The sequence below is a fragment of the Methanoregula sp. genome (assembly GCF_049690535.1).
Classification (GTDB): domain Archaea; phylum Halobacteriota; class Methanomicrobia; order Methanomicrobiales; family Methanospirillaceae; genus Methanoregula.
Genome location: NZ_JBAVMX010000104.1, coordinates 1 through 14,854 on the forward strand (window position 1 = coordinate 1; position 14,854 = coordinate 14,854).

A 14,854-nucleotide genomic window follows, 5' to 3' on the forward strand; every position below is an offset into this window, starting at 1 on the left:
CCGCCTTTTCCTGAAAGTGCAATCGTAAACGGGCGTCGGGTCATGGTAACAGGTCTCAAGTAAATAAAACAATCAGGGAATCTTCGCTTCTGCCCGGATCCTCCGGGATATCTCGGCGGCTGCCCGCTGGATCGCGAGAGCGCCGTTCCGGTCCGCAAACCGGATCCCGCAGCTCGGTGTGATCAGCGACTGGGCATCGAAAAGTTCTGCCGGTACCTGCTTTGTAAGCTGGGTGCGTATCGCGCAGTAGCGTGCATACAGCGAGTCGACCGTCTCACCGGCAAAGAGTTTGTACTCGGCAGGGACGATTCCCCACGCGACAACGCCACCCCGTTCCATGTATTCCCTGATGGAATCGGCGTAGAGGAGAAATTCTTTTGCCGTCGAGTACGCGTCAAGCGAGATCATCGAGGGGTCAAGGCCGATGACAAAACCCCAGTCCGTGTTCGAGCAGCAGTGGACGCCCAGCCCGCCTTTCACGAGCGACGCGATATCGTGCCAGCCGGAACGGACAGACTCCTTATCGAGCGGCACGACTGAAGAGCCCAGCGAGGCAAAGTAAGGTTCGTTCAGGACAACGAGTGTCTCTTTGACGCTGGTCCGGGCCTGCATTTCGTTCTCGCACCAGCGCGCCTTGAGCGCGATCATTTTCGAGAGGACATCGGCAAGCTGGGAGTCGTAATAGATCGGGCGTTTGTCTGCATCGACAACCTGCATCCCGAAGGTGACCGGGCCGGTCACCTGGCACTTGAGCGCCTGCGCCTGCGGGAACTGCCGGGTCATCATCTCGGCAAACGCAGATGCATGCGCACGGTCAAGGCCGTACGGCGAAAAATTTTCCCCGACAAAGTCCAGGTACACCTGCTCCATGGCGGCCGTATTGTCCCGGGTGCTGTCGTACAGCAGCCGGTCCTCACGGATGAGCTGGCCCGGGAGCTGGGCGGAATCGTTGAAGACGATGCTTTCAAGGAGGCCGCGGTCCGGGAGCGTGGGGGCATATGGGAATTCCGGGAAGATGTCGAGCACATCGCTGCACGCGAGCACCGGGTCGGTATGCGGGAGGGCACCGACACCGGTTGCCCGGGAATTCGGGGGTGGGATCATCCGTGACATTCAGGTCACCTCTTTTTTCTCCCGTATGGATTCGAGGAGTGCCTGGACCCGGGGGAAGAGAGAGAGATCGGTGTGCGGCAAAAAAGCGCTCGATGTGTAATCGTCCATGAAGGACGGCTCCGCGTTGAGCTCGATATAGGCAATCTGGCCCGCGATCCCATCGAGAAGTTTTCGCTTCCGACGGTTGATGAGCGCGAGGTTTGCACCGGCCACTGCACCGTTCCCGATATTTTTGATCCGTTCGAGATCGATCTCCGGGATCAGCCCGACAATCGTCGCGTTCTTTTTGTTGATGTAGTTGCCAAAGGCCCCGGCAAAATAGATCGTGGTGATATCGAGCCGGGTCACCCCGGCTTCCTTCATGAGCGTCACACAGGCGGCGTGAATGGAGGCCTTACTCATGATCAGGTTCTTGATGTCGTTTTCCGTTATCACGATATCTTTCCCGATATCGGTCTCACGCGCCCACGCGATGACATACTCCGGGAAGTGTGCGCCGGTGCGGATCCGGGGATTTTTGATCTCCATATTTATCCGCCCGGTCCGGTCAATGACTCCTGCCGAGAGCAGTTCGGCGAGGATATCAATGAGGCCGGAGCCGGTGATGCCCCGGGCTTTCGTCTCGTTGATGGTAAAGAACGTGGGGGCTAGGGTGACCGGGTCGATCGTGATCTTCTCGATGGCGCCGGGGTTTGCCCGCATCCCAAAGAGCACCTCGCCGCCTTCAAGCGCCGGCCCGGCTGCCCCGGCGCAGGAGAACATCCATTCCCTGTTCCCGAGCACAACTTCGAAGTTTGTCCCGATATCAACAAGAAGCGAGATCTCCTCGTTCTCGCTCATGCCGCAGGCAAGGATGTCGGCGATAATATCGCCCCCGATAAAGTCGCTCACGGCCGGGAAAGCAAAGAGCCCGCAGTTCTTGTTGCAGGTCAGACCGATCCGTGCGGCAGCGACCGAGAGCGCCCGCTGGACGACCGGGACATAGGGTTCCTTGATGATATACGCAGGATCGATCCCGAGCAGCATGTGCGTCATCACGGTGTTTCCTGCGACAACGACCTCGTAGATATCCTCACGGTCGATCCCGGCAGTATTGGACGCTGATGTCAGCGCGGCGTTAATACTCTCAACGGCAAGCGCCTGAAGTTTCTCGATCCCGTTCTTCTGGGCATAATTCACGCGGGCAAGGATATCCTCCCCGCAGCTGATCTGCCGGTTGTAGTTGGAGGCAACCGCAGCGACTTTGCCCGTAATAAGGTCCCAGAGGTACGCGACGACTGTGGTGGAGCCGAGATCGACTGCCGCCCCATAGAGACGGTGCGAGGTATCATTCTCCTGGAGATCGATGAGCCGGTAGCCACCGGGCACAAGGGCGATGGTACCGGTCACCTTCCAGTCGCTGTGCCGGAGCAGGGCGGGGATCTCGCGCATCACTTCAAGCGGCGCATACATCTTCTCCGCAACCGGGCCGCCCGTCTTCTGGATCCCCCAGAGCAGCCGCGAGAGGTCCGGCGACGGGTCGGCAAGGGTCGGCGGCTGGAGTTCGACATAATATTTTTTCACGGACGGATGGAACTCGATCTCCGTGTCTATACCGTTCACGAGAATTTTCTGTTCCTGGATCAGCGTACTTTCAGGAATAACGACCTGGAGGTCACCCTGGATCGTAGTCACACAGGCAAGGCATGCGCCTTTTTTGAGTTCCTCTTCAGTAAAGAACCGTCCGTACTTCTGCCGGTCGAATTCGATCTTGCCGGACTGGACATAGACTACGCATTTGCCGCACTTGCCCTGCCCGCCACAGACAACGTTCATGTTGATGCCGGCGCGCTGGGCGGCGTCGAGAATTGTCGTCCCTCGGGGTGTAATGATCTTGTTATACCCGGGGAGGAAGGTAACAGTGCGCATTTAGGGTTTCCATTCCTCGTGGAGGAAGTCGCCGATCTCTGCCGCGTCCCGGGGTCCGACCAGCACTTTCCAGCCGGTTGCTTCTTCAATCCGTCCCGAGAGGGGGGCTGAGTATCCGGGAATAATCAGTTTCCGGTGCGTGACCTCGTTTTCCACGCCGAATTTCTTTATCGCGTCCCGCACCAGCGTCTCGTTGAGCTTGCCGGCTGCAACTGACGTGAGCACCGAGAGACCCTCAGTATCCACGATCAGCATGAAGCAGGGGACCCGGCTGGATTCGAGGTATCCCTGGAGCGTGAAATACGTGAGGGAGAAGTTGACCGTCATGAGCACCGGTGCATCCCTGCCCGGCGTACCGACACGGTACAGCCCGGGGTTCATCTGGATGGGTTTCTGCGGGTCGGTATAGATATTCTGGCGGAGGGTGAGCGCAGCCTTTGCAGAGGCCGGGGAGAGAGGGGAGGTGACGATGACAGAGGCGTACTTGACAATACCGAGGGCAATTGCCGCGTCCTCATCATCGAATGCTGTTGCATCCAAGTATACCGGGTACCCCAGATCCGGGACTGCCCGGGTAATGGCAAGCTGCCGGATCGCGGTCGACCGGGTAATAAAATCCCCCAGCGTCTGCGGGGCGGGATCGATGAGGAGGTTTGTTACACCCTCTGCGACGCAGTCTTTTGTCAGCCGGGCGAGTGCTTCAAGGGAGGGAGCCCGCACCACGAGACGGCACCCGTGCTGTTTTGCAAGGGCGCACACCGGTTTGTAGTTTTCCGGCGTTGCCGCACAGATAAGGGGATGGTAACTCCCGCACAGGACAAGCGCAGCGGCAAGGGCAGCCGGGTTATCCGAGACAAGGACTTCAGGAAGGCCGGCGGTTTTTTCCACGGCGGCAACAGCCTTTGCATACGCTTCAGCCGTTCCGCTCGTATTAACAATGGCCGTCCCGTTGAATTTCAAATCGGCACCGACACGGGACAAAGTTTCATCGCGCACCCGGGCAGTGATCGCCATGATCTCTTCTTCGCTTTCTGTATCCTCGATCTTAAACATAATCCCCGGGGGATGGTAGAATGTCTTGTCATGACGGTACAGGACAAATTCCTCGCCGACCGCAAACGAACGCTCGCCGACCCCGAGTTTTACCAGTTTTATCGGAGGCCGTGTCGTTGCCCCGAGAACAGATTTTGCGTTCTCGTCCAGGTACGGGCAGAGCTCGATATCGGCCTTGCCTGCAGCAAGCTTCATCGCAAAGGTCAGGCAGGTAGGATCACCGCATTCCTTGCAGTTTTTCTTTGGGAGGAGCTTGTAGATATCCAAGGCCTTGAGTGCCATGTTTTACACCCCTGACCGGGTTTTGAGCCCGGTAAATGCTGCCTTGAGCCGTTTTACCGTGTCCGGGTGACGGACGCAGATAATCTCCGCTCCTGCAACGGCAGCGGCAAGGCTTGTCGCAAGTTCCCATTCCACGGCGATAGCATTTCTGACATCTGCATCAGCTTCACGTACCTCTTTTATCGTGAGCGAATCCGAAGGGGCGCAGATCATCGGCATCGCAAGATCCGCATCCCCCTTGAGCGCGGAGAACCGGATCCGTTCCATCGCAGAATAGGAGTACTCAAACCCGTAGCCGAGCGCGCCGGTATAAGGATCGATAACGATGTGATCTTTCTGGACGCCGATCTCCGAGAGGAGGATATTGAGCTGCTTTGCAAGGTTGATATCGATAGGAGACTGCGCGATAATTGAGTGATTGTACGCAAGGGCCGCGGCAGCGATGCTCCGGTACCGTCCGGCCTCCGCGGTCCCGAGCAGGAGACGTTCTCCCTGCCCGGTCTCCCCGCATTTTAAAAACACCTCGCTGTCGATCTTCGGCTCGTTGCTCCCTTCGATAATGAGCGGCAGCGTTGTCGAAGCAAGAACGGTCTCAACCGTTTTTCCGAGTGACAGGATATCGGAAAAATCCCGCTGTTTGGTGCTCGTGAGGCAGAGCCGGACGAGATCCGCTCCATAGGTGGTCTCGGCAGTCTTTGCCCACGCGCCGGGATCATGGACGATATCCCCGCAGAACTCGTTTACGATTGCTGACCAGTACCGCGGGTCATCGCAGATCTCAAAGGCGATAAGCGGTGAGGGGGACGGGGTGCCTTTTTCCATGAATGGCAGGGTAGTGCAGCCGCCGATCCGGTAGGTGCGCGACCGGGTGCCACCCTCGGCACGGGTTGCGCCAAGAACAACTTCTCCAACAGTGCTGGTCCAGCCAAAGTTTGGGTCAGGTATCATCTCTCACCTCACATCAGGGGTTTCATCGCAAGCGCCGGGTGGCCGACACGGGCGAGAAAAGAGGTCAGGTCCTCAATGGTCGCTGCACTATTCTCATCGGCAATTTTTTCGAAGAGGTCAGGATGTCCCTTCGCCGCGAGCAGCGGTACGAGCCGGGGTTTAAGTTCTTCTTTTAACTGTGCCGGCATCCAGACCAGGCGTTCTATTCCGCCCTCTCCCTGAAGGAACCGGTCCGAAAGGATATAATTCTTCGAGATCCCGGCAAAGCCCGGGGTCTGTGCTCCTCCGCCGATGGTGCCGGCAAGGGTCGAAAATGTCATGCCAGAGGGAGTCATGCCCTTGTATTCCCGGTTGACAACCATGATCCCGTTTACTTCAGGCAGCATCAGGGCGATTGCCTCGAAACACCCGCAGCAGGTCATCGGGAATTCCATCACGCTGTAAAGAGAGCAGCGCTCGATCTCACCGTGGCTCGCTTTTTTCACGAACCGGTTCACGCCTTCGAACTCACCATTCTGGGCATTCACCAGTGCCCCTTTCTCGACCGGCTGGTTCGCGCCGGATGGCGAGATCTCGTACGCGATCTTCCCGTCAAGCCAGCTGATCGCCCCGCAGAGGGCCGGCCGCTCCGGTGTGATCACGCAGACGTGGTTCGGGGCAAACGTCTGGCAGAGCGTGCAGGAATAATAGGTATCGACATCATTGTCGTGCATTCCTTTGATTCGGGCATCCCGCTCTTCGTAAATCTTCTCCGCTTCTTTTTTTCCCGCGACTACCGTGTCCTGATCGGTGATAAGGGTCACCGCAACCGCATCGAGGAGCTGGGGAAAATCCATCCGGAACTTACTGGCAAGGAGTTTTCCAAGATGCTCGATCTTTACTCCTTTACTAAATGCTTCCTTTGATATCCGGACCCAGATGAGATCACGCTGGGCGACATGCCATGACCCCTCGCCATAATTAATGAAGTTGTGGATCCGGCGTTCAAGAACCGGTTCGTAGTCCTTTTTCATTGTTTTGCCGGAAACTTCGATGACAATACCCAGGGGGTAGGCGGCGCCCTCCTTCATGGAGCCGATCTCCGGGCCGATCACGGTTACTTTCCCATCCTCAATCTCACCGGGATTTCGCATCCGCAAAAGTTCAAATGCGGGCGAGCGGCCCCCGCCAAACTCGACCTGCATCTCCTCTTTTCTTATGCTCTTTCCCTCAAACGCCGGCGAGCAGGCCATCGGGATGGGAATTGCAGTCACTGTGACCCGGATCCCTTTTATATCCATGCCGGTCCGTACGACATCCGAAGGTGTTGCAGGTGTCCAGTCCCCGCTTTCGTACTCACCAAGAGAAAGGATCGGGAATCCCAGCACACGCATCCCGTCGACAAATGCGATCTCCTCATCAGAGAGGCCGGGAAATACAATCACTATCGCTTTTGCCCGTTCTGCTGCATACGTAAGCAGCCGGTGGGTGTCACCCGGGGAGACACCGCCGAACATCATCGCGACCCGTGCAACGATATCGACAAAATGGACGCTGTGCAGTGGTTTCGAACCGAGGGGGATAAGCCGGTAATCGAGACCCAGTTTCACACCGGCAGAAGAGAGTGATGGGATGACACCGCCGGAAAGGAACGTAAGCATGTATTTTTCCTGGAGTTCGCGGCAGATCGCAGCGGCGCTTTCAGCACTCTTTGGGGTACCGACAAGAAGTGCAAGGCCAAGAATGCTCCCGTCAACGAGAGAATATCCCAGTTTCCGTATCACCGTATCGCTGATAAATCCCGTGTACGGTGCAGGTTCCTTTCCTTCAGCAGCAGTCGTCTCCGCAAGCAGGCACTCGGCTGCAACGAGCGGATTGCTGCCGGTCTTTGTAAAGACATCTGATGCCGTGCTGCGATCGTGCACCGCGATCCCCGTCAGGGCATACGATACGGGAAGATGGTAGGCTGTGTCCTCGTAAGAAAATTCGCGAGATATAGAGGCCATTTTATTTTTCAATTGCTCATTTCCGGTTTTTTTGGCCAGCGTAACGTCGGTCAGGAATATCCCCTCCAATTATGGGTTACTGCGCAGCCATACATATAGTTTCGTTATGAGTGCAATCCTTTGCCGACACCGGTCCTCATCCCGGCTCGTGAAAAGGTTTTATTTTGATGAAAAAGTCAATAACAATATTTATTCCCTCACGGAGATATTCTCTTTAAGGTGAGGAAAAGAAATGCGTTTCAGTAAAATCCCGGGGATTTTTCCCGCGGTCCTTCTTCTGATTATCCTGTCATTGTGTATTGTGCCAGCCTATGCAGACAATGGCGGCATATCCATCACTTACCGGGGTGCCGGCGGTTACTATGTCGGTGACAGTATTGCATTTGACGGAAAGAATACCATCGGCAACACGACCGTAATAAGGATCACCGGCCCCGGACTCCCGGCAGCAGGTGTCCCCCCGTATAACCTGACCGATATTCCGGGAACCGGGAACACCGCAGTCACGGACGCATCGGGAACCTGGGCCTTTTACTGGGACACCTCCCGTACAATCGGAATTGAAAACCTGTATACCGCCCAGTATACGTTAACGGCATATGACCTGAGCCACCCGGAGATCACTACCTCGGTCTCCATTATGCTCAAAAAACCGGAATTTTACGTAACGATGAGCCCGAATCCCGCAAGAATTGATGATTATATCCAGATAGCGGGTGATGCGGAGAACGGGGCAAGCTCACTTGAGATCAATGTGCTGGACTCTTCAGGAAACAAAGTGCACACGTTCACCTCACCAGTCAGTGCAGGAGGATTCTTTAATTATGGATTCCACGTGGATATGCCGCCCGGCCAGTATACGGTCACGATCACCAGTCCCTCGATGCTTCAGAGTCTCACAAAAACTTTGACCATTACTGCAACAAATACAAATGCAACAACTGTCGGGAATGCCACTGCGGGTCAGGCTGTTCTGCCGGGTACAACTGTAACAGGAATTCCAACCCAGCCGGCGGCCAACCCCACAAATATGCAAACTACTGTTTCACCGGTTAATGGAACCCTTATCGTCTCATCAAAACCGGTTGGCGCATCGGTTTATCTCGATTCAGCAATGGTGGGAAAAACTCCCCTGACGCTTGACTCAGTCTCTCCGGGAGCGCACACGGTAGAACTCAAATCCCCCGGTTATCTCTCCGTTTCTATTGACGTTGTAGTTTCCGCAGATAAACCAACAGAGATTTCACCGGAAATGGTGAACGCACCATCAGGAATCCCGTTGTCACCCTTTGTGGCAATCTTCGGTTTTATTGGTGCAATGGCACTTTTCGCAACAATACGAAAAAGAATACCATAATCAGAATCTCCGGACTACCGGGACAGGTGCCCGAAAAGGCACCAGTTTTTTATTTTTACAGGAACAAGTTTCATTCCTGCAAACGAGGCTCATTATTTTGGAAAAATTTGGATTTATTGCACATATGCCGGATGAACCCGGCTCTCTTGAGCGGGCTGCCGGGATTATCAAAAAATATGAGGGCAATATCAACCGCATCCAGTATGATCGCAGGATCGATCCCTGTACGGTATTCTATGAGGTAACCGCATCTGCAGATGCGTATGCGAGCATCACGAGCGATCTCGCGGCTATTGGCTACCTCCAGACTTCCTTGAAGCCGCTGAGTTTTCTCAAATTTTCTGTGCATATCCCCCATACGGCAGGTTCACTCTGTCGCTTCCTGAAATATACAACAGATTCAGGTGCAAATATCGGGTTTATTGATTTTGATGATGCCGGAAGACATCCGGATCGTCTGACAGTCAGCCTGAACCTTGAAGACACCACCGCTGTCGACCGGTTGCTCGATGAACTGAAATCACGCTACCAGATTGAGATCCTCGAATACGATACAACGGGAAAGCATCTTGATGATACAATCTTCTATGTCCGGTTTGCCCAGGAGATACGGGAGCTGATCGGGGAATCTGAGAATACATTCCTGCTCTCGTTTCTGGCAGACACCAACCATATCGCACAGGAACTGATGAACCGGGGGAACAATCCCCGCCAGGTCTTCGACAGCGTACTCCTGACCGGCAGAACCCTGCGTGCCACGACAGGCCGGAATTTCTATGCGGACGTCCAGAAAATCCGCGTAACCCCCCGTATCGACCTGTTCTGTTTCCAGATGCCCTGCGGCGGGAGTATCTATATCCTGGTCACCCCGGATGAGGCTCTGATGATCGATACCGGTTATGGCATTTATCACAGCGATGTCATGGCGATGTTCTCGCACTACGGTCTTGGCGATGAGCTCCGCTTTAGCCAGATTATTATCTCCCATGCGGATGCGGATCACTGCGGCGCCGGGGGATTTTTCCCGGCAGGTGTGCTCATGCATACGGGAACCCGGGATATCATAAAAACGAACAACCGGGCATATGGTTCGCGGAGCGAGCATTCTGTCCTCGAAGCGTTTTACACCAAGATGATCAATCTCTTCTCGCAGATCAACCCTTCAAAAAAGATTACCTGTCTTCCGCCAGCCGGTGTGGCAATTCGCAGTATCTTTCCGGTTCTTGGAACTGTCAAAATTGGCGATCTCGAACTCGAAGTGCTTGAAGGGCTGGGCGGCCATACGTACGGACAGATTTACCTTTATTCAGGTTCGGAAGGTCTGCTCTTTACTGCCGATGCGGTCATTAATTTTTCCAGCCTCACCCAGGAACGAGCGGCCTATAACTCGCTTGCGGATTTTCTTGTTACATCCGTAAATGTTGACAGCGATCTCGCGCGTAAAGAACGTAAGGCACTTCTCGAACTTGCGGCAGAAACAGATCGGGCGCTTGTCCCGCAGCAGAAACGCTGCCGGATCTGTGGCGGTCACGGTGCAGTCTCGGTTCTCGAGAATGGGAAACTGGCACCCTATGGTGAAATTATGAGATACAGCGTCACGGACTCTTAAAACAAGAATACCCTTTTTTTGCCGGTAATACTCCCCAATTTCGTTGCCCGTTTTTGCTGATCTGGTCATAATATCCTGGCAGACACGAAATTCTCATCTACTATTGGGTGGCATCATTCTTACGAGAAGGATGGAAAATCACAGGGTTCAGGAAATGATGCAGCTGATGGCATCAAAGATCCGGGCGATCGCGACTACAATTTCAGATAAGGATGTGGATGCGTTCATCACTGAGATCCTGCATGCACGGCGCATTTATGTGATGGGTGCAGGACGGTCGGGGCTCGTCGCGAAGGGGTTTGCCATGCGCCTGATGCACCTCGGTCTCCAGTCGTATGTTGTTGGCGAAACGATCACACCCGCGCTCCAGAAAGGCGACGTCATTGTAATCTTTTCAGGATCCGGAAAGACAAAGACCGTGGCAGATATTGCCGAGACCGGTAAGGAGATTGGGGCGCATATCTGCCTGATCACTTCGAACGCCAATTCACGGATAGGAAAGATTGCCGACTGCAAAGTGATCATCGAACACCAGCGTGATGAGGTGAAGGACGATGCAGCGGAGTTCGAAATCCGACAGGTACTCGGGGACCACAAATCGTTTGCACCGCTCGGGACGCTCTTTGAAACGACCTCGATGATCTTTGGCGATGCTGTGATCTCACGGCTTATGGAGATCACGAAAACCGATGAATCCGCACTCAAGAACCGGCATGCGAATATTGAATAATATCTGGTAGGGTGAGAACAGATGACTGAACACTTTTCGCCCCGGGTAAAGGGAATAGAGATCTCGGGGATACGTAAGATCTTTGAAGCGGCAGGTCCGGATTCGATTAACCTGGGTCTCGGCCAGCCGGATTTTGATACACCGCAGCACATAAAGGATGCGGCCATAGCCGCCATCCGTGCGGGAAAGACCGGGTATACGGCAAACACGGGGATTCCCGAACTCCGGGATGCGATCAGTGCCAAATTCAAAAAAGAGAACGAAGTGGCGTATACTCCCGACCAGATCGTTGTCACTGCCGGAGCAAGCGAGGCACTCCATATTGTGATGCAGGCGCTCGTGAGCGAAGGCGATCGCGTTCTCTGTGCCGACCCGGGTTTTGTCTCCTATGCAGCGCTTGCAACGCTCGCCGGGGGCCGGCCGGTCGGCGTCCCGCTGGATGAGACCCTGCATATCAATCTCGACAAGGCGCAGGAACTCATGAAGGGGGCCCGCCTCTTTGTGCTTAACTCTCCGGCAAATCCGACCGGTGCCGTGGAGAGCAAAGAATCCATCAAGACACTTGTCGAGTGTGCACACGACGCCGGTGTCACTATTGTCAGCGATGAAGTGTACGAGCATTTCATCTACGGCAAGAAACACTGGAGTGCTGCACGGTTTGGCGACAACGTAATCACGGTAAACGCGGCGAGCAAGACCTACGCGATGACCGGCTGGCGGCTCGGGTACCTTGCGGCATCTCCCGAAATTGTCGGCCAGTGCCTCAAGGTTCACCAGTACTGCCAGGCCTGCGCGACATCTATCTCGCAGTACGCGGCACTTGCTGCATACACCGGCGACCAATCAGCAGTTGTCGGGATGCGCACCGAATACCAGGCACGGCGGGACCTGCTGGTTCAGGGACTTTCCGGACTGGGCTTTTCACTTCCGCGTCCCGAGGGTGCGTTTTATGCATTTGTCCCGATGAAGCAGGCGCTCGTCCAGAAGATTATAGACCAAGGCGTTATTCTTACACCGGGTTCAGCATTCGGAGCAAACGCACCGGATTATGCCCGACTGAGTTATGCCTCGTCCCGGGACAATCTCAAGAGAGCTCTTGATAGGATCAAAAAAGCAACAGGTGAATAATATGGTAAAAGAACTTTTGCGGAAATTGTCCAATGCCCACGGGGTATCGGGCAGCGAAGGCAGTGTGTTTGCCGTAATAAAAAAGGAACTCAAAGGATATGTCGATGAGATCACCGAGGACTCCATGGGAAACCTCATTGCCGTCAAGCACGGGAATAAATCGAAAGTGATGCTTGCAGCCCACATGGACGAGATCGGGCTCATGGTAAAGTACATCGATGACAAAGGTTTTCTCCGGTTTATCACGCTTGGCGGCTGGTATGCGCCGACCCTCTATAACCAGCGCGTCATCATCCACGGGACAAAAGGCGACCGGATCGGTGTCATAGGTGGCAAGCCCCCGCATATGATGGACGACGAGGAGCGCAAAAAAGGTGTCAAGCCCGACGATATGTTTATCGATGTCGGGGCGCAGAACAGGGACGAAGTCGCGGACATTGGTATTGAGATCGGAACACCAATCACGATCGACCGGGAATTCGCCGAGCTTTCCAACAACCGGGTGACCGGGAAAGCATTCGATAACCGGGCCGGTGTCGCGATGCTCATCAAGACCATGCAGAAGATGAAATCACCTTTCACAGTCTACGCGGTCTTTACAGTCCAGGAAGAAGTTGGTCTTAAAGGGGCAAAGACCAGTGCATTTACCATCAATCCTGACTGGGCAATTGCGACTGATGTCACGATCCCTGGCGATCACCCGGGCATTGAGATGAGGGATGCAGCAATCGAGATGGGGAAAGGGCCGGTCATTACAATTGTCGACAGCAGCGGAAGAGGTCTGATTGCAAACCGCAAGGTTGTCCAGTGGTTGAAAAATGCTGCCGAGTCCCACGATATCCCGGTACAGGTAGAGGTCGGTACCGGGGGAACGACCGATGCAACCTCCATCCATCTGACCCGGGGCGGCATCCCAAGCACCACGATCAGCCCACCTGCCCGGTACATCCACTCACCGGTTGAGGTTTTGGACATCCGGGATATCGAAGGTGGTGTGAACCTGCTGGTCGCTGCACTGAAAACAAAACCAGCGCTGTAATTTTTTTCCTTTTTTATAACATAGCACGTTTAAAGAATTATGTGCATTTTCGAGAAAACGTACATTACTTGGAAAAATCTGTATCCGTTAATTTGAAAGTAACAGTATATCTGATAAATTTTTATTATGTTTTGACGTCAGATTTCATCTGATTACGTATAGTCCGGTGCTGGAAAAAATCATGGTTTGGTGATCTTTTTGAGTTTTATTCTTACAACCTCCCTGATTATTCTTTACAGTGACAAGAACAACAGAGAACCAAATTGGATATATAAAACACCCAAATGATGCTATGGTAAAAATTTCAAAAGAAATAATGGAAAATTTTAACGCCCCGGCCGGGACTCGAACCCGGGTCAAAAGATCCGCAATCTTCTAGGATGTCCACTACCCCACCGGGACTTGCGTTATCTGATTACCTGCCTTACTTAAATCGTTTTCATCCCTTAAATATCTCACCTAAAAAAATTAGCGGTTTGTTAATCTAAGCCAGTTTGCAGAGAAAAAATTGATTTTATCAATAATTGGGCGTCTGCACATTAACCGGAGTCCATGTAGGTGTCGCAGTTGTTGTCGCATACTCCAGATAATTCTGCGGATGCCCGCCCCAGTATTTACACTCAGGGAAGGACTGGTTCTGCGGATCATTAAAATTGCCAACCGGTTTTACCCAGATGCCGGTCGTTGCCGTGATGTTATTCCCGGTCATCTCAACCTGAAGATCATCGGAATTAAGGATTGGTCCTAAAGATGCAGATGTGTATACGCTTAACCCCTGGGCTTTTCCAAACCCGTCCTGAAGGTAGATCTGACCGGAGGTTTTATTCCTGACCGTGATCTCAAACCACGAATACGGGGCAAAATCCGAATACTGCAGAGTTACCCAATTGTTGGCACCCTGCTTTGATTCAACGTACTTATTAACCGTGATATTGAAAGGAATGACGGTATAGTTGATATACATCGGAGGATTTTTTAGATCAAACGAAACCGCGGTCGTATTATAGGAGTAAAACTGCGTATTGAGATAGATGAGGCAGGATAAATCTGACGGAAGGGGGGTAGGAGCAGCAGTATAGATATTCGTTCCCTGAGTACTGGTCTGTTCAACAGAACCGGGTGTTACAAACGGAGTAACTGCAGTCACATACGAGGGGGGTGACGTCGTTCCCAGAGTGCTCGTTTCGGTTGCATAGTAACCACTGGAAGTCGAGGTCGTTGTGGTTGATGACGGAGGTGTTACACAACCGGCGATCAGGAGGAGAGCCGCTGTAAATACAAGAACCGTTAGACAGATACGAGTAGTCATTATCAATGTGTACAGTTTTTCCAGTTATTTATGTATATTGAAAACACCGGCTTGTATCCATCACATATAATAGCAATGACCTGCACAAAAAAGAGAATGATATAAAAAATTGTCAAAACAGTATAATATAATTAGGATTCTGTCACCGTTAGTACATCGATATGCCGGACAAAATACATAACCAATTAACGTACAATAAAGAAACACATTTTTATAAGAGGCACAGGTGATCCCCGGATGATATCGATACGAATCCCCATAATAATCCTGATAATCCTATCCGCCCTCCTCGTAGTGCCGGCGCTCGCCGGGACAAACTACCTGGACGGCACCCCGAACCTGACGGCGTATATCGCCGGGACGAACCAGTATCAGGCCGGCAGCGACGTCCAG

General features: G+C 53.4%; 11 protein-coding genes and 1 tRNA gene. 5 read left to right on the forward strand and 7 right to left on the reverse strand.

Features of this window, described 5'->3' with window-relative positions; all coding sequences use genetic code 11:
* Positions 1-72: 72 nt before the first annotated feature.
* The 5 genes from WCE46_RS07820 to acsB are packed head-to-tail and all read right to left on the reverse strand — an operon-like array spanning position 73 to position 7,358.
* Positions 73-1,113 carry a hypothetical protein gene (locus WCE46_RS07820; RefSeq protein WP_424733135.1) on the reverse strand — a complete coding sequence of 347 codons (1,041 nt, stop codon included), beginning with the start codon at positions 1,111-1,113 and terminating at the stop codon, positions 73-75.
* Positions 1,114-3,021: an ASKHA domain-containing protein gene (locus WCE46_RS07825; protein WP_424733136.1), complete on the reverse strand. Its 1,908-nt coding sequence runs from the start codon at positions 3,019-3,021 to the stop codon at positions 1,114-1,116.
* Positions 3,022-4,356 (reverse strand): acetyl-CoA decarbonylase/synthase complex subunit gamma, encoded by a 1,335-nt coding sequence (acsC, locus tag WCE46_RS07830; RefSeq protein ID WP_424733137.1) that lies wholly within the window; start codon positions 4,354-4,356, stop codon positions 3,022-3,024.
* 3 nt (positions 4,357-4,359) lie between these two features.
* Positions 4,360-5,304 (reverse strand): acetyl-CoA decarbonylase/synthase complex subunit delta, encoded by a 945-nt coding sequence (locus WCE46_RS07835; protein WP_424733139.1) that lies wholly within the window; start codon positions 5,302-5,304, stop codon positions 4,360-4,362.
* A gap of 8 nt (positions 5,305-5,312) precedes the next feature.
* A complete protein-coding gene (acsB, locus tag WCE46_RS07840) occupies positions 5,313-7,358 on the reverse strand; it encodes an acetyl-CoA decarbonylase/synthase complex subunit alpha/beta (RefSeq protein ID WP_424733140.1) in 2,046 nt (681 codons plus the stop codon).
* Positions 7,359-7,590: 232 nt separating this feature from the next.
* Between acsB and WCE46_RS07845 the strand changes: the two genes are divergently transcribed.
* The 5 genes from WCE46_RS07845 to WCE46_RS07865 all read left to right on the forward strand — a co-directional run bounded on the left by WCE46_RS07845 (position 7,591) and on the right by WCE46_RS07865 (position 13,152).
* Positions 7,591-8,646 (forward strand): PEGA domain-containing protein, encoded by a 1,056-nt coding sequence (locus WCE46_RS07845; RefSeq protein ID WP_424733141.1) that lies wholly within the window; start codon positions 7,591-7,593, stop codon positions 8,644-8,646.
* Between the two features lie 124 nt (positions 8,647-8,770).
* Complete coding sequence (locus WCE46_RS07850; RefSeq protein ID WP_424733142.1) at positions 8,771-10,255, forward strand: MBL fold metallo-hydrolase; 1,485 nt, start codon at positions 8,771-8,773, stop codon at positions 10,253-10,255.
* A gap of 130 nt (positions 10,256-10,385) precedes the next feature.
* Positions 10,386-10,985, forward strand: a complete 600-nt coding sequence (gene hxlB / locus WCE46_RS07855; protein ID WP_424733143.1) for a 6-phospho-3-hexuloisomerase — start codon at positions 10,386-10,388, stop codon at positions 10,983-10,985.
* 21 nt (positions 10,986-11,006) lie between these two features.
* A complete protein-coding gene (locus WCE46_RS07860) occupies positions 11,007-12,113 on the forward strand; it encodes a pyridoxal phosphate-dependent aminotransferase (protein ID WP_424733144.1) in 1,107 nt (368 codons plus the stop codon).
* A 1-nt stretch (position 12,114) separates the two neighbouring features.
* Positions 12,115-13,152, forward strand: coding sequence for a M42 family metallopeptidase (locus WCE46_RS07865; RefSeq protein WP_424733145.1), 1,038 nt, complete (start codon positions 12,115-12,117; stop codon positions 13,150-13,152).
* A 330-nt stretch (positions 13,153-13,482) separates the two neighbouring features.
* On the opposite strand, the gene WCE46_RS07870 is transcribed toward WCE46_RS07865, so the two are convergent.
* Positions 13,483-13,554: transfer RNA gene (locus WCE46_RS07870), tRNA-Arg, on the reverse strand.
* Between the two features lie 115 nt (positions 13,555-13,669).
* Entirely contained in the window at positions 13,670-14,461 is a 792-nt protein-coding gene (locus tag WCE46_RS07875; RefSeq protein WP_424733146.1) for a hypothetical protein, read from the reverse strand.
* Between the last annotated feature and the right edge of the window lie 393 nt (positions 14,462-14,854).